Here is an 18,640-nt window from a genome sequence, read left to right on the forward strand (position 1 = left end):
GGGTGCGCAATGCGTAAGCAGTTGCCTGGAGTCTGCGTCGCAGCAGGAATTATGCTGCTCGCGGCATGTACGAGCGATGATGGTCAGCAAGCGACCATCGTTGCGCCGCAGCCAGCGGTATGTAATGGACCGGTGGTGGAGATCGGCGGAGCGGAGCCGCGTTACGAGCCGCTCAGCCCGACCGCTAATCAGGATTACCAGCGAGACGGTAAGCATTATAAGATTGTGCAGGATCCGTCGCGCTTCAGTCAGGCCGGGCTTGCTGCGATTTACGATGCCGAACCGGGCAGCAATCTCACCGCTTCGGGCGAGATGTTTGATCCGATGCAGCTGACGGCTGCGCATCCTACATTGCCGATCCCTGGCTATGCGCGAATTACTAACCTCGCCAATGGCCGGATGATCGTCGTACGCATTAACGATCGTGGCCCTTACGGCAACGATCGGGTGATTTCGCTGTCGCGCGCCGCCGCCGACCGTCTGAACACCTCGAATAACACCAAAGTGCGCATCGATCCGATCGTGGTCGCCCAGGACGGTTCCCTGTCGGGTCCCGGCATGGCGTGTACCACAGTGGCAAAACAAACCTATGCCCTGCCCGCGCGACCAGACCTGAGCGGCGGCATGGGAAGCGCCTCCTCCGCACCACAGGCTATCCAGCCTCAGGGCGATGTTCGCGCGATCAGTAACGCCACGCTGAAAAGCGAAGACAGCGCTGGCGCGCCGGTAAACAGTAGCGGTTTCCTCGGCGCGCCAACGACCTTAGCGTCAGGCGTTCTGGAAGGCAGTGAACCGACACCGGCTGCGCAACCCACCACTGCCGCGCCGGTAACCGCTCCTGTGAGCGCGCCAACTGCAACGGTACCTGCCGCAGCGCCTGCTGCAGCATCCGGTCATTATGTTGTTCAGGTCGGGGCAGTCAGCGATCAGGGGCGCGCGCAACAGTATCAGACGCGGTTAGCACAGCAGTTTAACGTGCCTGGACGCGTGACCCAGAACGGCGCCGTGTGGCGAATTCAGCTCGGTCCTTTCGCCAGTAAAGCGGAAGCCAGCGCGCTACAGCAGCGTTTACAATCCGAAGCCCAGCTGCAGTCATTCATCACCGGCGCGCAATAACGTAAAAGCGGCATCTGATTTGTCAATTTCTGTAAGTGACGTTAACAACGTTAACAAAAGTCACCCGGAAAGTCAGATGCCTGCCGGTAGTGCATTTGCTATAGTAAGGCACTTTTTTCAATTCCATCACGGATGTCGTAGTTCAGACCATGAAGACCACTTTTTCCGCTCGTTTCATGCAGCGCATGGCGCTCACCACGGCTCTCTTCACAGCCGCTATCTCAGGCGCGCATGCCGATGACCTGAATATTAAAACCATGATCCCGGGTGTTCCGCAGATCGATGCGGAGTCTTACATCCTTATTGATTACAACTCCGGCAAGGTGCTGGCTGAACAAAATGCCGACACCCGTCGCGATCCGGCCAGTCTGACCAAAATGATGACCAGCTATGTTATCGGTCAGGCAATGAAAGCGGGAAAATTCAAAGAAACCGATCTGGTCACGATTGGCAACGATGCCTGGGCGACCGGTAACCCGGTCTTCAAAGGCTCTTCTCTGATGTTCCTGAAGCCAGGAATGCAGGTGCCGGTCTCACAGCTGATTCGCGGCATCAACCTGCAGTCCGGTAACGACGCCTGCGTGGCGATGGCGGATTTTGCCGCAGGGAGCCAGGACGCGTTTGTAGGTCTGATGAACAGCTATGTGAACGCGCTGGGACTGAAAAACACCCACTTCCAGACGGTACATGGTCTGGATGCGGAAGGTCAGTACAGCTCCGCCCGCGACATGGCGTTGATTGGCCAGGCGCTGATCCGCGATGTGCCGAACGAATACTCGGTGTACAAAGAAAAAGAGTTCACCTTTAACGGCATTCGCCAGATGAACCGCAACGGCCTGTTATGGGATAACAGCCTGAATGTGGACGGTATCAAAACCGGACATACGGCAAAAGCGGGCTATAACCTTGTCGCCTCCGCGACCGAAGGGCAGATGCGTTTGATCTCCGCAGTGATGGGGGGACGCACCTATAAAGGTCGTGAAACCGAAAGTAAAAAGCTACTGACCTGGGGCTTCCGTTTCTTCGAAACCGTCAACCCGCTGAAAGCCGGTAAAGAGTTCGCCTCTGAACCCGCCTGGTTTGGCGATACCGATCGCGCCTCCTTAGGCGTGGATAAAGATGTGTATCTGACCATCCCGCGCGGACGCATGAAAGATCTGAAGGCCAGCTATGTTCTGAACAACGCGGAACTCCACGCGCCGTTGCAGAAAAATCAGGTGGTCGGCACCATTAACTTCCAGCTCGACGGCAAAACCATTGAGCAACGTCCGCTGGTTGTGCTGCAGGAAATCCCGGAAGGCAACTTCTTCGGTAAAATCATTGATTACATTAAATTAATGTTCCATCACTGGTTTGGTTAAAAATCGAACACTTGAAAGTGTGATTTCCATCCCCATATACTAAGCATCAGTAAAACTCCCGCCTTGCCGCGGGAGTTGTCATTTTTTTACGTTACGCCGGAGCTGACATGAAAACCAAACTTAACGAACTGCTTGAATTCCCTACGCCTTTTACTTACAAAGTTATGGGGCAGGCGTTACCTGAGCTGGTCGATCAGGTGGTTGAAGTGGTACAGCGCCATGCGCCAGGTGATTACTCTCCGACGGTAAAACCAAGCAGCAAAGGCAATTACCACTCGGTTTCTATTACCATCAACGCCACGCATATTGAACAAGTTGAAACACTGTACGAAGAGCTCGGCAACATTGAGATCGTCCGTATGGTGCTGTAAATCTGTTAACGTTACCCGGCATTGTCCGGGTAACCCCTCTCCTCTCTCGCTGTGATATACTTTTTCCCTCTTTTGTTTTCTCTACGGAGATGCTGTTTTGTCTCAGGATAAAATATTGGTCCGCCAGCTCGGCCTTCAACCCTACGAGCCCGTCTCCCAGGCCATGCACGAATTTACAGACACCCGCGATGAGCACACCGCCGACGAAATCTGGCTGGTAGAACATCACCCGGTCTTTACCCAGGGCCAGGCGGGAAAAGCGGAACATGTCCTGATGCCCGGCGATATCCCGGTGATTCAAAGCGATCGCGGTGGACAAGTGACCTATCATGGCCCCGGCCAACAGGTGATGTATGTCCTGTTCAATCTCAAACGCCGCAAGCTGGGCGTCCGGGAACTGGTCACCCTGCTGGAACAAACCGTCGTGAATACGCTGGCGGAAGTCGGTATAGACGCACATCCCCGCGCCGATGCCCCAGGTGTCTACGTCGGCGAAAAGAAAATTTGCTCCCTCGGATTACGTATTCGCCGCGGCTGCTCGTTCCACGGCCTGGCGCTGAACGTAAATATGGACCTTTCGCCATTTTTGCGTATTAACCCATGTGGTTATGCGGGAATGGAAATGACAAAAATATCGCAGTGGGATAAACAAGCCACCACTGAAAATATTCGGCCACGTTTATTGGCAAATATTTTAGCCCTGCTAAATAATCCTCCTCACGAATATATTACTGCTTAACCAATTGATAATAATGACCCACAAATTAGCTGGGTCATTAATCCAGATCCCTTGAAGGCTTTACAAAACCGCCTGGTTTCTATATTTTCATTATCTCTGTGTTTGAATCGTTAACGAAATATTTCGTTTCGTCGTCATTCTATTTTTCATCGACGCGCGTTAATTATTCAATCGTCATTCTTTTTGCAATCATTTTTCGCAATGGCAAGATGAGTAAGGGTGGAGAAAATATATGCAGCTCATAAATATAACTCACGCAATTATTCATAAAACAAATAAATCTGGAGTGTGAGCGTGAGTGAGAATAGTCAGCCGAAAGGTCATTGTTACGAACACCGGCCCGAAGATAAACCGCAAATTTTCAGAACGCTAAGAAATATCGACCTGAATCTGTTGACTATCTTTGAGGCTGTTTATGTTCATAAAGGTATCGTTAACGCCGCCAAAATACTCAATCTGACGCCTTCGGCCATCAGCCAGTCTATTCAGAAACTGCGCACTATTTTTCCCGACCCGCTGTTTATTCGCAAAGGACAAGGTGTTACGCCAACCGCCTATGCCACTCATTTGCACGAATATATCAGCCAGGGTCTTGAGTCGATTCTCGGCGCTCTCGATCTTACCGGCTGTTATGACAAACAGCGAACCATTACCATTGGCACCTCGCCGTCCGTCGGCGCGCTGGTGATGCCCACCCTCTACCAGGCGATCAAAACCCGCTTTCCGCAACTGCTGTTGCGGAATATTCCCGTGCATGACGCCGAAGCCCAACTCAGCCAGTTCCAGACCGATTTGATTATTGATAACCACGTCTACAGCAATCGCGTGGTCCAGCATCAGGTTCTCTTTTCCGACAACATTGAACTGGTTTGCCGGCAGAACCATCCATTCCTGACCGGCGCGTCCACCCCTGAGCACGTCGACAATGCGGAACACAGTCTGTTGATGATAGAAGGGCAAAGCTTCACGCTGCTGCGCCAGCGGATCCAGGAGATTTTCCCGAACCGGAAAATCAGCTTCAGCAGCTATAACATATTCACCCTTGCCTCGCTGATCGCACACAGCGATCTTGTCGGCATTATGCCAGCCCGCTTTTTCACGCTGTTCAACCAGTGCTGGTCGCTACAGCGGCTGCCGCACCCCGCCCTGAACCGCGAGCAGGTCGACTACTCGCTCCATTACAATCGACTGAGCCTGCGCGATCCCATTCTGGAAAACGTGATTACGGTTATTCGTGATGCTTTTTGAAAAGGAAATGTTGCTGTCGGGTCACAACTGAGGTTGGGCATATGGCACAAAACAACAACTATTTTACATTTTACCGACCACTCAGGCTGCTTTAAGGGCCGTTTCAATGATATACTGCCTGTAGTGAATTCAAAAATAGTTGATAAATACAACATTTCATTGAATTAAAACGCTTTCCTTCGTATTCGCAACTGGAACACGCACGCTATGAGTAAACCCATTGTGATGGAACGCGGTGTTAAATACCGCGATGCCGATAAGATGGCCCTTATCCCGGTCAAAAATGTGGCGACAGAGCGCGAAGCCCTGCTGCGCAAACCGGAATGGATGAAAATTAAGCTTCCAGCGGACTCCACACGTATCCAGGGCATTAAAGCCGCCATGCGCAAAAACGGCCTGCATTCCGTCTGTGAGGAAGCCTCCTGCCCGAACCTGGCGGAATGTTTCAATCACGGCACCGCCACCTTTATGATCCTCGGCGCAATTTGCACCCGTCGCTGCCCGTTCTGTGATGTTGCTCACGGTCGCCCTGTTGCCCCTGACGCCAATGAGCCGGTGAAGCTGGCGCAAACCATTGCTGATATGGCGCTGCGCTATGTGGTGATCACCTCCGTGGATCGTGACGATCTGCGTGACGGCGGCGCGCAGCATTTTGCAGACTGCATTACCGCAATCCGTGAAAAGAGCCCGAACATAAAAATTGAAACACTGGTGCCTGACTTCCGTGGCCGTATGGATCGCGCACTGGATATTCTGACCGCCACCCCGCCGGATGTGTTCAACCATAACCTTGAAAACGTACCGCGTATCTATCGTCAGGTTCGTCCGGGCGCGGACTACAACTGGTCGCTGAAGTTACTGGAACGCTTTAAAGAAGCGCACCCGGAGATCCCGACCAAGTCAGGCCTGATGGTGGGTCTGGGCGAAACGAATGCTGAAATCATTGAGGTGATGCGTGATCTGCGCCGTCACGGCGTTACCATGCTCACTCTGGGTCAGTATCTGCAGCCGAGTCGCCACCATTTGCCGGTACAGCGCTACGTCAGCCCGGATGAGTTTGACGAGATGAAAGCGGAAGCGTTGGCAATGGGCTTTACCCACGCCGCCTGCGGTCCGTTCGTGCGTTCCTCTTACCATGCTGACCTGCAGGCGAAAGGAATGGAAGTGAAGTGATTCAGTAACGAATCGTTACATTTCAGCCATAAAAAAAACCCGCCAGCGTGCGGGTTTTTTCTCGTCAGCATAAAACGGATGAGCATCCTGCTCCGGGCATTACTCTTTATGAGAGAGTTTTTCAGCCTGAACGTTACCGTCTACGTCTCTTTTTGCAGTCGCATCGTCATCGTTCATGGCTTTTTTAAAGCCCTTGATTGCCGTGCCCAGGTCTCCACCCAGCGTGCGTAACTTCTTGGTACCAAACAGCAGAACAACCAGTGCGGCAACCACCAGCAGTTTGGTAATACTAATCTCACCCATAAATACCTTCTCGAATTAAAACAGGCAGCAAAGCGTGCCTTGATAACCGGATAACATTAACGGTCATTTGACGCGCGCACACAATAGCAATCTGTAACAAGGTGAATCAAGCAGTGTTTAAAAAAACGTCATAATAATTGCGGTGGCGCAAATCTGCGATTACGTAACACCGGCAACTGCGCGCGCACCTGGCGGATCCGCGCGGCAGAAATCTCTGCCATGATCAGCGCCGGGCACTCTGCCGCCGCCGCGACGGTTACGCCAAACGGGTCGATAATCCGGCTCTGACCAATATTTTTATTTCCGCACTCACCGGCAGCGACCATATAACAGGTCGTGTCCAGCGCCCGGGCCGCCAACAGCGTTGACCAGTGGTGCTCTTTCAGCGGCCCACGTACCCAGGCAGCCGGAAGTACCAGTACGTCCGCCCCTTGTAGCGCCTGGGCGATCGACAGCTCAGGAAAGCGCAGATCGTAGCAGGTCATCAGCCCGACCTTAAACCCTTCCACCTCAATCAGCGGCGCAATCGTCTTTCCGGCGTCGACGTTTCGCGATTCCTGTATCGAAAACGCATCGTAAAGATGCAGCTTAGCGTAGCTCGCCACGATTTTCCCGGCGCGCAGCGCCACCAACGTATTCACCGCGCGTCCGGGAAGCGAAGGAACGTGGATAGTCAGGATAGTGGTCAGGGTATTGTTTGCGCTTTCCTGCAAAAGCCGCTGCAGGAACTCCCCTTCCAGTCGCTGGGCGGATTTAACCGATAAATCGGGATCCGCATCATCGCGCGCCAGCAGCGCTTCTGGCGGAACGAGCAGCGAGACGCCGCGTTTGACCGCTTGCGTCATCAACGATACGCAGGTTTCTGCGTTTTCTTCCCATACGGGACTGACGGCAAATTGCCCGGCAGCAGCGAACATACACCCTCCAGTCAGGTTGGTTACACTCGCCAACCCTGTTTATTCAGCGTTACACTCATACCCATTACTCATCAAATAACAGGATTACGCAGTGTTACAACTTCTTTTAGCAGTTTTTATTGGCGGTGGTACAGGAAGTGTAGCGAGATGGATGCTCAGTATGCGGTTTAATCCGGTACATCAGGCGATCCCTGTGGGTACCCTGACCGCGAATTTACTGGGGGCATTTATCATTGGCATGGGACTGGCGTGGTTTAGTCGGATGACCCATATCGATCCTGTGTGGAAAGTGCTTATCACCACGGGGTTTTGCGGCGGGTTAACGACCTTCTCAACCTTTTCCGCGGAAGTGGTTTTTCTGCTTCAGGAAGGACGTGTTGCATGGGCAATGCTGAATGTGCTGGTCAACCTGCTCGGCTCGTTTGCCATGACCGCACTGGCGTTCTGGTTAGTTACCGCCGCCAGCAGCCACTGAAGATCAAAAAAAACCCGCTGATTAAGCGGGTTTTGAATTCTTGCTGACGTAGGCTTACAGAGCGGTTACGTTTGCAGCAGAAGGGCCTTTGGCACCGTTAGTGATTTCGAACTCTACGCGCTGACCTTCAGCCAGAGTTTTAAAACCATTGGTCTGGATTGCAGAGAAGTGTACGAACACGTCTTTGCTGCCATCTTCCGGAGTAATGAAACCGAATCCTTTGGACTCATTAAACCACTTAACGTTACCTTTAATCTTAGACATCAAAATTACCTTTACATGAAAAATAGACACAAATGCTGTGTCGGGTACCAGTACACCAATTGTGGTACGCTTTGTCCAGTCGAACTTTGGTAAAAAGTGATAAATATCGCGTTATTTTTTAGCATAAGCATATAGCTTATTGTTTTATCTACTCTTTTTAATCACTTATCGCTTCAGAACTGAAAGCGCATCCAGGCAAAATAGACGTTACCATTATTGTAGGTACCGGGGATGTAGGTCATCTGAAACGTTGCCGGTCCGTACCCAATGGACGCCAGCGGCAGCAGCACCGGGACAGGAATGTAATTCCAGTTATCGCGCGCCGTAACGCCTGCGGTAAAGCCCAGCCCCAGTCGGAAGTTATCGTCCGGCAGTGGGCGCCATGTGCTTTCCCAACCATAGCCGCCAATGGGCTCCCATTTATTCCAGGAGTCTTTAAAGGCCATGATATACAGGCCATGCCAGTTTCCTTTTTCATCCCAACGTGACTGACCAAAACCGCCGCCCCACGGACGCTCATTATAACGATCGGTTTTTTCTTTATCGTAAGCGAAACGCGCATGCCAGGTGATCGCAGGAATATATAAATCATAATGTTCCGGCTCCCGCCAGGTCTCCGCGACATTGTCGGTAAACGTCGTAAACCATCCTTTCTCTTCAGCCAATGCCTGCTGTTGCAGGCCGGATTGAATAAAAAGAAAAACAATAAGGAAAAAGAATTTTTTAGCCACCATCACAATATTTATTACCCTGCTTAAGTACAGCTTAAATTGTACCAAAAAAAAGTTTAATGGGACCTTAACAGCGGTGATTTAAACCAGAATCAGATTGTTCTAAGATTTATTTTCACCCAAATAACCTTATTATATTTGGGTATATTTATTGCTGTGTTATCAGCGAGATATCGCTGTTTTTTTGTTCTGCTTCGCGCGTTGTTCTCCTGCCCCGCAAATTATTAACATTGATGCATCATAATTTGCACAAATATAAAACAAACACCCATAACAGGGATAAAGCCGGCTGAGATATATTGAACCGGTAGCATTATTGTAAAAAAAGCCGATAACTCAGATTTAATTCGTCTGTTTCTTGATTTTAATCAGCGAGTGTCGCAGGGTTATTCGGCACATTTTTACACCACTTAATTGGTATTTTCTTATTTTCATATCTGGGTGTCCATGCGACAGGGGAAACAATGTTAACAGTGATTGAACTCCTTATTGGAGTAGTGGTTATCGTGGGCGTCGCCCGCTACATAATTAAGGGGTATTCCGCGACCGGCGTACTCTTTGTCGGCGGTCTGGCGCTGTTGATTATCAGCGCGTTGATGGGACATAAGGTTCTGCCTGCCAGTGAATCGACAACGGGTTACACGGCGACCGATATTGTCGAGTACATCAAGATCCTGCTAATGAGCCGCGGCGGCGATCTCGGCATGATGATCATGATGCTCTGCGGTTTCGCCGCCTATATGACCCATATCGGCGCAAATGATATGGTGGTGAAGCTGGCATCCAGGCCGCTGCAGTACATTAACTCGCCTTACCTGCTGATGATTGCCGCCTATTTCGTGGCCTGTCTGATGTCGCTGGCGGTGTCTTCTGCTACCGGCCTCGGCGTATTGTTGATGGCGACGTTGTTCCCGGTCATGGTTAACGTCGGGATCAGCCGCGGCGCCGCAGCGGCAATTTGTGCGTCCCCTGCCGCAATTATCCTTTCGCCTACCTCCGGCGACGTGGTTCTGGCAGCGAAAGCCGCCGAAATGCCGCTCATCGACTTTGCCTTTAAAACGACGTTGCCGATCTCCATAGCCGCCATTATCGGTATGGCGGTAGCGCACTTTTTCTGGCAGCGTTATCTGGATAAAAAAGAAAACATCGCCCATGAAATACTGGACGTGAATGAGATCACCACCACAGCCCCGGCATTGTATGCCATCCTGCCGTTTACACCGATTATTGGGGTACTGATTTTTGACGGTAAGTGGGGACCGCAGTTGCACATCATCACCATTCTCGTGCTGTGTATGCTAATTGCGGCAGTACTGGAGTTTGTTCGTGGCTTTAATACCCAGAAAGTCTTCTCCGGGCTGGAAGTCGCGTATCGCGGCATGGCGGATGCTTTCGCCAACGTGGTGATGCTGCTGGTGGCCGCAGGCGTTTTCGCGCAGGGTCTGAGCACGATTGGCTTTATCCAGAGCCTGATCTCCATCGCCACGTCGTTTGGTTCGGCGAGCATCATTCTGATGCTGGTGCTGGTCATTCTGACCATGCTGGCAGCGATGACCACCGGCTCCGGTAACGCGCCGTTTTATGCGTTTGTCGAAATGATTCCCAAGCTGGCGCATTCGTCCGGCATCAACCCGGCGTACCTGTCGATTCCGATGCTGCAAGCCTCCAACCTGGGACGGACGATTTCTCCGGTTTCCGGCGTGGTGGTCGCGGTAGCCGGAATGGCGAAAATTTCGCCGTTTGAAGTGGTAAAACGCACTTCCGTACCGGTCATGGTGGGGCTGTTAATCGTGATTATCGCCACCGAAGTGATGGTGCCAGGCACGTCTTCCGCCGTCACTGGCGGCTGATATTATCCGGGGGAGATCAGCGCCGGATAAGACGCGGGGAAATCCCCAGGAGCATAATAACGATGTGACTGGGGTTTTGAGCGTAGCGAACAGTGAGGCAGCGTGAAGGTTGACGTGTATCACCCGTGGTAACTGCGCTGCGGCCGTCCTACCTTTCCATGCACTATTTCCGCTGTAATCAGATGCCGACTGGCGCAATACTCAAGGTACCGTCTGGCAGTGGTTCGGCTGATGGTCAGCGCCTGAGCGACGGTTTCGGCGGTGTGCTGTACCTGTGGGTCGGCGAACAGCTTCTTCACCGCGTTTAGGGTCAGCGCATCAATTCCGGTTGGCAGATCGTCTTTCGGCTCCCCACGGGCATAAGCATTAAACATCTCATCAATCTGTCGCTGGCTGGCGCTGTCATTACCCTCCAGCATCCGTTTGCGCTGCTGGTAGCGCGTCAGAGTCTGTCCCAGTCGCTCATAAGCGATGGGCTTGATCAAATAGTCAAACGCCCCGCTGCGCACCGCTTCCGATACCGTTTCCATATCGCTGGCGGCCGTGGTAAACACTACGCCGCCAGGATAGCGCGACTCGGTCAGCTCGTGCAGCAGGGTGATCCCTTTCCCGTCGGGCAGGTAATTATCCAACAGAATGAGTCCCGGTCTGAAGCGTTCGATCATCATTCTTGCCTGCGCCAGGTTGCCCGCTAACCAGATCTGGTTAAAACCGGGAATATGGCGGATGTATTCTGCATGCATTTCCGCAAGCAGCATTTCATCCTCAACGATTAATAGGGTTAATGGTTCCGTCATTGTTCTTTTTCACTTTCGGAATAAAGAGAGAAAATAGAGTGCCGCAGGGGGAATTGTCTTCCAGCGTTATCATCCCGCCACAGCGTCTCACATAGCTGGCAATCAGATACAGGCCAATGCCGTGCTCACCCGGCTCATCGGTACGGGTGCTGACACCCTGTTCAAATATTTTGTCGCGAAGCTCCTCTGGCACGCCGCAGCCCTGGTCGGCGACTTCTATCACCACCTCGTCACCTTCGTCGCTCAGATACAGTTCCACCACGTTATTGCCTTCCACTGTGCGTAAACTCGCTTCGAAGGCATTATCCAGCAGATTGCCGACAATCGCCGCAAATTCAGTGCTGTCCAGCCCTTGCGGCAGGTGATGCAGTTGGCTGCCAGGGACAATCGTCATTTTAAGCCCCAGTTCACGCGCGCGCTGTACCTTACCAAACAGCAATCCCGCTACCTGGCGGTCGGCAAAGGCGTCGCGCAGACTGTCGATAAGCTGCTGCTGCGCCTGGGACTCGCCCTGCACCATCTCCCTGACCCGATCGTACTCCTTCATCTGTAAAAGGCCATTGAGCGTCGACATCCAGTTAAGATGTTCGTGGCGTAACGTTCTGAGACTCTCTACGTATTGCTTGATCTGGGTTAACTGGGCGTTCAGGGTGGCGATTTCGTCTTTACTGCGAAAGCTGATAATCGCCCCCAGCAGTTCCTCGCCGGAACGGATCGCTTCGCGATTAGCAATCACGCTCAGGCCGTTGAAATTCATCATGACGTCAACGCGTTTTTCAGCAATGCGATCGGTAAAGAAATCGGACGGCGACACCACGTCCTCGATACGCCTGCCTAACCACTGTCGTCCTGGCGAGCGCAGACCAAGCATTTTTCTCGCGCTACGGTTAATCGCCGTGATAAAACCGTCCGGATCCACCGCAATCAGCCCTTCATACACCGAGCTAAACAGCGCCTCCTGCTGGCGCACCACCCGGGCGATCTGCCGGGGTTCCATGCCCATCATCTGACGACGAATATGGGTGGCGAACAACCACGAAAGTAGCATCAGAACCACCAGCAACAGCACAAACACGCCCGCCATCGGCAGAATAAAGTCCAACCGCCAGCTGTCTATTTTACTGACCAGATAACCGATGGAGACGACGCCGATAACATTGCCTTCATTATCAAAGATCGGCGTTTTGGCGCGCATGGCATTGCCGATTGAGCCGGTACCAGAGATGAAATAGCTTTCCCCTTTCTCCAGCGCGCCTGGCTTGATGAACTGCATCGGGTAGCCGATTTTTTTCGGGTTCGGGTGATAAAGGCGAACAGAGTTGCGATCGCCAATCACCACGTAGTCAAAGTCCGTGTCGATTTGCAGCTTATCGGCAATGGTTGCCAGTCGCTTGTAATCACGGGTTTTCACCGCCGCAATGATGCTGTCGTTCGCGGCGATGATCTTCGCCTGGTTCATCGCCATATCACGAACGTGGCGGGTCAAATAGTCTTCAAAGCTGGCGGAAAAATATTGCGCCAGCGCGGCGATAATGAACACCGAGAAAACCAGAATAAGCAGAAAAATACGCAACGGAAATGCCAGTTGTCAAAAAAAAGAAAACGGCTTTTTATTTTTTTGAACCAACATTGCTGTTCCTTTACCGGCATTATAAACAGAGCACGCACGCTAAATGTAATAAAAATGTTTTACTCCCACGCAAGCGGAATAAGAGTGATCGTTACAGATTCATCACCTTAAATCAATTAAACAACTTAAAACCACATCTCAAATTGTGATTAGAATAATTAAAAAACTTAAAACCATTAAACCCATAAAAACCATCTAAGTGTTTGTGAAATAAATCAAAATTTACCCCCTAAATACTCCTTACGATGTATGTGTTCAGGAGAAAAAGAAATATCTCGTCGCAAAATTTTCTTTTCCTCCAAATGAAAACAAAACGTTATTAAATTGCTTTTTCGTACAACATTCGCCTCAAAACGGCAACAATATAGCTTCTCAGGATGCCTTTACTATGTTTAGTAATAATGTGTTTACACGGGTCAAACGCTCAGAAAATATAAAAATGGCGGCGATCACACAATTCCTGAAAGAGAATGATTTAAGCATCGATACCACCGTGGAGGTGTTTATTACGGTGACCCGTGATGACCGCCTTATCGCCTGCGGCGGCATTGCCGGAAATATCATTAAGTGCGTGGCCATCAGCGAATCGGTACGCGGCGAAGGATTAGCGCTCACGCTGGCGACAGAGTTGATCAATCTCGCTTACGAAAGACATTGCACGCATCTGTTCATTTACACCAAAACGGAATACGAAGTCCTGTTCCGACAGTGCGGTTTTTCGACCCTCGCCAATGTTCCCGGCATCATGGTGCTGATGGAAAACAGCGCAACCCGCCTGAAACGCTACGCAGAATCGTTAACCCGTCTGCGTCACGACGGTAAAAAAATCGGCTGCATCGTAATGAACGCCAACCCATTCACCAACGGACATCGCTATCTGATCCAGCAGGCGGCGGCGCAGTGCGACTGGCTGCATCTGTTTCTGGTGAAAGAAGACACCTCGCGCTTTCCTTATGAAGACCGGTTCGATCTGGTGATCAAAGGCTCGGCGGATATCCCGCGTCTCACTGTGCATCGCGGTTCCGAATACATTATTTCCCGCGCCACATTCCCGTGTTACTTCATTAAAGAACAGAGCGTCATTAATCACTGCTATACGGAAATTGACCTGAAAATTTTCCGTCAGTATCTGGCGCCCGCCCTGGGAATCACCCATCGTTTCGTCGGAACGGAACCGTTCTGTACCGTCACCGCCCAGTATAACCACGACATGCGTTTCTGGCTGGAGACGCCCACCCTTCCCGCCCCACCGATTGAACTGGTGGAAATAGAGCGCCTGTGTTACCAGGAGACGCCCATCTCGGCCTCGCTGGTCCGCAAGCTGCTGGTTAAAAAAGATCTCACGGCTATCGCGCCGCTGGTGCCGCCTGCCACGTTGCACTATCTGCAACAAATGGCTGAACGCCCCGCAAACGGTGCGACAGTCCGCCAAAAGACCCCCGCATTAGTAACAGGTGAAAAATGAAAATAAACCAGGCTGCCGTCGCAGGCACACTTGAGTCGGGTGATGTGATGATCCGCATCGCCCCTCTCGATACGCAGGAGATTGACCTGCAAATCAATAGCAGCGTTGAGAAACAGTTTGGCGAGGCCATTCGCGCCACCATTCTGGCGGTTCTTGCGCAATATGACGTACGCGGCGTGCAAGTGAATGTCGATGATAAAGGCGCGCTCGACTGTATTTTACGCGCACGACTGGAAGCGTTACTGGCTCGCGCCAGCGGCATCCCGGCCCTGCCATGGGAGGATCGCCAATGATTTCCGCGTCTTTACAACAACGTAAAACCCGCACGCGCCGCAGCATGCTGTTTGTTCCGGGCGCCAACGCCGCCATGGTCAGCAACGCCTTTATTTACCCCGCCGATGCGCTGATGTTCGACCTGGAAGATTCCGTTGCGCTGCGTGAGAAAGACACGGCTCGTCGCATGGTTTACCACGCGCTGCAGCATCCTCTGTATCGCGATGTAGAGACCATCGTGCGTGTCAACGCGCTGGACTCCGAGTTTGGCGTCAACGATCTGGAGGCTGTCGTTCGCGGCGGCGCTGACGTGGTTCGTTTGCCGAAAACCGACACGGCGCAGGACGTTATTGATATTGAAAACGAAATCCTGCGCATTGAAAAAGCCTGCGGCCGCGAACCAGGCAGCACCGGCCTGCTGGCGGCCATTGAGTCACCGCTGGGCATTACCCGCGCGGTAGAGATCGCCCACGCCTCTGAACGCCTAATCGGTATCGCCCTGGGCGCGGAAGACTATGTGCGCAACCTGCGCACCGAGCGCTCGCCGGAAGGCACCGAACTGCTGTTCGCCCGCTGCGCTATTTTGCAGGCCGCACGTTCCGCCGGTATCCAGGCGTTCGACACCGTGTATTCCGATGCCAACAACGAAGCGGGTTTTCTGCATGAAGCCGCGCATATCAAACAGTTGGGCTTTGACGGCAAATCGCTGATCAACCCACGCCAGATTGAACTGCTGCATAACCTGTACGCCCCGACGCAAAAAGAGGTCAACCATGCGCGTCTGGTCGTGGAAGCCGCTGAAGCCGCCGCCCGCGAGGGACTCGGGGTGGTCTCTCTGAACGGCAAGATGGTCGACAGCCCGGTGATCGAGCGCGCGCGTCTGGTGCTCTCCCGCGCAGAACTTTCCGGCATCCGCGAAGAATAAGGCAAAAAATAATGACCCAGAAAAACGAACAGTCTCAACGACAGGAACGGGTAACGGCCTGGAGCCGCCGCGCTGAAATCAACCTGTCCAGCTATAAAAACGCGTCCAAACAGAACCTGCAGGCGCAGAAACCGCGCAACCAAAAGCTGTGCGCAAACCTGGAAGAAGCCATCCGTCGTTCCGGTTTACAGGACGGGATGACCATCTCCTTCCACCATGCGTTTCGCGGCGGCGATCTGACCATTAACCTGGTGATGGACACTATCGCCAGCATGGGCTTTAAAAACCTGACCCTGGCCTCCAGCTCCCTGAGCGACTGCCACGCGCCGCTGGTTGACCATATTCGTAAAGGCGTAGTCAGCCGCATCTATACTTCAGGCCTGCGCGGGCCGTTGGCGGAAGAGATCTCGCGAGGCCTGCTGGCCGAGCCTGTGCAGATCCACTCCCACGGCGGGCGCGTCAATCTGGTGCAAAGCGGCGAGCTGAACATTGACGTCGCTTTTCTCGGCGTGCCGTCCTGCGACCCGTTTGGTAATGCCAACGGCTATACCGGGAAAGCCTGCTGTGGTTCGCTCGGCTATGCCCGGGTCGACGCCGAAAGCGCCAATCAGGTGGTGCTGTTGACGGAACAACTGCTGCCGTATCCGCATAATCCGGCCAGCATCGCCCAGGATCAGGTCGATCTTATCGTTCAGATCGATCAGGTCGGTGATGCCGATAAAATCGGCGCAGACGCCACCCGTATGACCACCAACCCCCGCGAGCTGCTTATTGCCCGCAGCGCGGCGGACGTGATTGTTAACTCCGGCTACTTCAAAGAAGGTTTCTCGCTGCAAACCGGCACCGGCGGCGCGTCGCTGGCGGTCACCCGCTTCCTTGAAGACAAAATGCGCAGCCGCAACATTTGTGCGGACTTTGCGTTGGGCGGCATCACCGCCACCATCGTCGACCTGCATGAAAAGGGGCTGATTCGCAAACTGTTGGATGTCCAGAGCTTCGATCGCAACGCCGCTCAGTCGCTGGCGCGCAACCCGAACCACATCGAAATCAGCGCGAACCAGTACGCAAACTGGGGTTCCAAAGGCGCCTCCGTTGACCGCCTGGACGTGGTGGTGCTGAGCGCGCTGGAAGTGGACACCCAGTTTAACGTCAACGTGCTGACCGGCTCCGACGGCGTGATTCGCGGCGCGTCCGGCGGTCACTGCGACACCGCGGTCGCTGCTGCGCTGTCCATCATCGTCGCGCCGCTGGTACGCGGTCGCATTCCCACGCTGGTCGATAACGTGCTGACCTGCGTCACCCCGGGCTCCAGCGTCGACATTCTGGTGACCGACCACGGCATTGCCGTTAACCCGGCACGACCGGAACTGGCGGAACGCCTGAAAGAAGCCGGTATGAAAGTGGTGCCGATTGCGTGGCTGCGCGAGCGCGCGCAACAGCTCACTGGCGAACCGCGTCCCATCGCGTTCACTGACCGCGTGATCGCCGTGGTGCGTTATCGCGACGGTTCCGTGATTGACGTTGTTCATCAGGTGAAGGAATAAGCCATGCACCTGCTTCCTGAACAGGCCACCCGCCACGCGGTTTCTATTCCCGAGCTGCTCGCCAGCCGGGATGAGAGACAGGCAAGGCAACACGCCTGGCTTAAGCGCCATCCCATTCCACTGGTCTCCTTTACCGTGGTGGCGCCCGGCCCGATCAAAGACAGCGCGCTCACCCGTCGCCTCTTTAATCACGGCGTGACTGCCCTGTACGCGCTGGCGGAGACAGCGGGCTGGTTAATCAGGGAGCAGGCTGCACTGGCCTCTGCAAGCGGGCCGGAAGGCATGATCTCCATAGAAGCGCCGGCCCGTGACATCAAGCTCGCGACGATAGAGCTTGAACACAACCATCCTCTGGGACGCCTGTGGGACATCGACGTCCTGACGCCCGGAGGCGAAATTCTCTCCCGTCGCCATTTTGCGCTGCCTGCCCGCCGCTGCCTGCTGTGCGGGCAAAGCGCCGCAGCGTGCGCGCGCGGGAAAACCCATACGCTCTCCGATCTTCTTAACCACATGGAGGCGCTATTACATGCTGCCGATTCCCGATACGCACGGTGAAACCACCGCCCTGCCGCGCACGCTGTTTGACGCTTACGCGCATCTCGCCTGGCGCGCCATGCTGACGGAAGTGAATCTGTCGCCGAAGCCAGGACTGGTCGATCGCCTGAACTGCGGCGCGCATAAAGATATGGCGCTCGCCGATTTTCATCGTAGCGCGCTGGCCATTCAGGGCTGGCTGCCGCGTTTTATCGAATACGGCGCCTGCTGCGCACAGCTACCGGCAAACTCGGTGTTAAGCGGGCTGCGTCCATTAGGTATGGCCTGCGAAGCGGATATGTTCCGCGCCACCGCTGGGGTCAACACCCACAAGGGCAGCATTTTTTCGCTGGGTTTGCTGTGCGCCGCCATTGGCCGCTTACATCAGCTGCAGCGCCCCATTACGCCTGAAACGATCTGCGCCGCCGCCGCCAGCTTTTGCCGGGGCCTGACGACACGCGAACTGCGCAATAACAATCACCAAAAAACCGCAGGCCAGCGTCTTTATTTCCAGTTGGGCTTAACCGGCGCGCGCGGCGAAGCCGAGGCGGGATACCCCTTAGTGATCCGCCACGCACTGCCGCATTACCGCACCCTGCTCGCCACGGGACGCGACCCGGAACTGGCGCTGCTCGACACGCTGCTTGTGCTGATCGCGCGCAATGGCGATACCAACGTCGCCTCGCGCGGCGGGGCGGCAGGTTTGCGTTGGATCCAGCAGCAGGCCACAGCCTTACTGCAAAGCGGCGGCATTCGTAGCGCCGACGATCTCGACCGTCTTCACCAGTTCGATCAGGCGTGTATTGAACGCAATCTCAGCCCCGGCGGTAGCGCCGATCTGCTGATCGTGACGTGGTTTTTAGCTCAACTTTCTCAGGTTAACCATTTAAACACTTATTAAAATTTCCTTTTCGGAGAAGCACT

The 18,640-nt window shown here is 53.6% G+C and carries 20 protein-coding genes; 14 read left to right on the forward strand and 6 right to left on the reverse strand.

The genetic code is table 11. From position 1 onward, the window contains the following. The first annotated feature begins 9 nt into the window (after positions 1-9). The 6 genes from rlpA (at position 10) to lipA (ending at position 6,008) form a co-directional block, all read left to right on the forward strand. Positions 10-1,116 carry an endolytic peptidoglycan transglycosylase RlpA gene (rlpA, locus tag APU02_RS00595; RefSeq protein WP_060568912.1) on the forward strand — a complete coding sequence of 369 codons (1,107 nt, stop codon included), beginning with the start codon at positions 10-12 and terminating at the stop codon, positions 1,114-1,116. A gap of 149 nt (positions 1,117-1,265) precedes the next feature. Continuing rightward, on the forward strand, positions 1,266-2,477 hold the full coding sequence (gene dacA, locus APU02_RS00600; protein ID WP_042285511.1) for a D-alanyl-D-alanine carboxypeptidase DacA: 1,212 nt from the start codon (positions 1,266-1,268) through the stop codon (positions 2,475-2,477). A 107-nt stretch (positions 2,478-2,584) separates the two neighbouring features. Next, a complete protein-coding gene (gene ybeD / locus APU02_RS00605; RefSeq protein WP_004100153.1) occupies positions 2,585-2,848 on the forward strand; it encodes a DUF493 family protein YbeD in 264 nt (87 codons plus the stop codon). Between the two features lie 97 nt (positions 2,849-2,945). Next, complete coding sequence (gene lipB, locus APU02_RS00610) at positions 2,946-3,587, forward strand: lipoyl(octanoyl) transferase LipB (protein WP_042285513.1); 642 nt, start codon at positions 2,946-2,948, stop codon at positions 3,585-3,587. 294 nt (positions 3,588-3,881) lie between these two features. Beyond that, positions 3,882-4,835, forward strand: a complete 954-nt coding sequence (locus APU02_RS00615; protein ID WP_060568913.1) for a YbeF family transcriptional regulator — start codon at positions 3,882-3,884, stop codon at positions 4,833-4,835. A gap of 207 nt (positions 4,836-5,042) precedes the next feature. After that, a complete protein-coding gene (lipA, locus tag APU02_RS00620; protein ID WP_042285520.1) occupies positions 5,043-6,008 on the forward strand; it encodes a lipoyl synthase in 966 nt (321 codons plus the stop codon). A 99-nt stretch (positions 6,009-6,107) separates the two neighbouring features. Here the strand turns inward: lipA and tatE are convergent, their stop codons facing one another. Both tatE and APU02_RS00630 read right to left on the reverse strand, forming a co-directional pair. Then, positions 6,108-6,311 (reverse strand): twin-arginine translocase subunit TatE, encoded by a 204-nt coding sequence (gene tatE, locus APU02_RS00625; protein WP_042285523.1) that lies wholly within the window; start codon positions 6,309-6,311, stop codon positions 6,108-6,110. 128 nt (positions 6,312-6,439) lie between these two features. Further along, a complete protein-coding gene (locus APU02_RS00630; RefSeq protein WP_060568914.1) occupies positions 6,440-7,228 on the reverse strand; it encodes a deaminated glutathione amidase in 789 nt (262 codons plus the stop codon). A 91-nt stretch (positions 7,229-7,319) separates the two neighbouring features. Here APU02_RS00630 and crcB point away from each other — a divergent pair, with 91 nt between their 5' ends. Next, positions 7,320-7,703, forward strand: a complete 384-nt coding sequence (crcB, locus tag APU02_RS00635; protein ID WP_042285528.1) for a fluoride efflux transporter CrcB — start codon at positions 7,320-7,322, stop codon at positions 7,701-7,703. Between the two features lie 54 nt (positions 7,704-7,757). On the opposite strand, the gene cspE is transcribed toward crcB, so the two are convergent. Together cspE and pagP are read right to left on the reverse strand one after the other, a co-directional pair. Continuing rightward, positions 7,758-7,967 carry a transcription antiterminator/RNA stability regulator CspE gene (gene cspE / locus APU02_RS00640; protein WP_000034826.1) on the reverse strand — a complete coding sequence of 70 codons (210 nt, stop codon included), beginning with the start codon at positions 7,965-7,967 and terminating at the stop codon, positions 7,758-7,760. 173 nt (positions 7,968-8,140) lie between these two features. Beyond that, positions 8,141-8,704 carry a lipid IV(A) palmitoyltransferase PagP gene (pagP, locus tag APU02_RS00645; protein ID WP_042285534.1) on the reverse strand — a complete coding sequence of 188 codons (564 nt, stop codon included), beginning with the start codon at positions 8,702-8,704 and terminating at the stop codon, positions 8,141-8,143. Between the two features lie 458 nt (positions 8,705-9,162). Here pagP and dcuC point away from each other — a divergent pair, with 458 nt between their 5' ends. Beyond that, positions 9,163-10,548: an anaerobic C4-dicarboxylate transporter DcuC gene (gene dcuC / locus APU02_RS00650; protein WP_042285536.1), complete on the forward strand. Its 1,386-nt coding sequence runs from the start codon at positions 9,163-9,165 to the stop codon at positions 10,546-10,548. A 119-nt stretch (positions 10,549-10,667) separates the two neighbouring features. On the opposite strand, the gene dpiA is transcribed toward dcuC, so the two are convergent. Then, positions 10,668-11,345 carry a two-component response regulator DpiA gene (gene dpiA, locus APU02_RS00655; protein WP_060568915.1) on the reverse strand — a complete coding sequence of 226 codons (678 nt, stop codon included), beginning with the start codon at positions 11,343-11,345 and terminating at the stop codon, positions 10,668-10,670. Next, positions 11,314-12,930 carry a sensor histidine kinase DpiB gene (gene dpiB, locus APU02_RS00660; RefSeq protein ID WP_239692839.1) on the reverse strand — a complete coding sequence of 539 codons (1,617 nt, stop codon included), beginning with the start codon at positions 12,928-12,930 and terminating at the stop codon, positions 11,314-11,316. The genes dpiA and dpiB overlap by 32 nt, the downstream gene beginning before the upstream one ends. 433 nt (positions 12,931-13,363) lie before the next feature. Here dpiB and citC point away from each other — a divergent pair, with 433 nt between their 5' ends. The 6 genes from citC to citG are packed head-to-tail and all read left to right on the forward strand — an operon-like array spanning position 13,364 to position 18,617. Continuing rightward, positions 13,364-14,440, forward strand: coding sequence for a [citrate (pro-3S)-lyase] ligase (citC, locus tag APU02_RS00665; protein ID WP_060568916.1), 1,077 nt, complete (start codon positions 13,364-13,366; stop codon positions 14,438-14,440). Then, on the forward strand, positions 14,437-14,733 hold the full coding sequence (citD, locus tag APU02_RS00670; RefSeq protein WP_042285548.1) for a citrate lyase acyl carrier protein: 297 nt from the start codon (positions 14,437-14,439) through the stop codon (positions 14,731-14,733). The genes citC and citD overlap by 4 nt, the downstream gene beginning before the upstream one ends. Beyond that, positions 14,730-15,638, forward strand: coding sequence for a citrate (pro-3S)-lyase subunit beta (gene citE / locus APU02_RS00675; RefSeq protein ID WP_042285551.1), 909 nt, complete (start codon positions 14,730-14,732; stop codon positions 15,636-15,638). Before citD ends, citE begins: the two co-directional genes overlap by 4 nt. An 11-nt stretch (positions 15,639-15,649) precedes the next feature. Further along, the gene (citF, locus tag APU02_RS00680) at positions 15,650-17,182 is read left to right on the forward strand and encodes a citrate lyase subunit alpha (RefSeq protein ID WP_060568917.1); all 1,533 of its coding nucleotides are present in this window, start codon (positions 15,650-15,652) and stop codon (positions 17,180-17,182) included. 3 nt (positions 17,183-17,185) lie between these two features. Next, positions 17,186-17,737, forward strand: a complete 552-nt coding sequence (citX, locus tag APU02_RS00685) for a citrate lyase holo-[acyl-carrier protein] synthase (RefSeq protein ID WP_042285557.1) — start codon at positions 17,186-17,188, stop codon at positions 17,735-17,737. Further along, complete coding sequence (citG, locus tag APU02_RS00690; protein ID WP_060568918.1) at positions 17,709-18,617, forward strand: triphosphoribosyl-dephospho-CoA synthase CitG; 909 nt, start codon at positions 17,709-17,711, stop codon at positions 18,615-18,617. The genes citX and citG overlap by 29 nt, the downstream gene beginning before the upstream one ends. The last annotated feature ends 23 nt before the right edge of the window (positions 18,618-18,640 follow it).

This window comes from Citrobacter sp. 50677481 (assembly GCF_001463265.1).
In the GTDB taxonomy this organism is placed as follows: Bacteria; Pseudomonadota; Gammaproteobacteria; order Enterobacterales; family Enterobacteriaceae; genus Citrobacter_A; species Citrobacter_A sedlakii.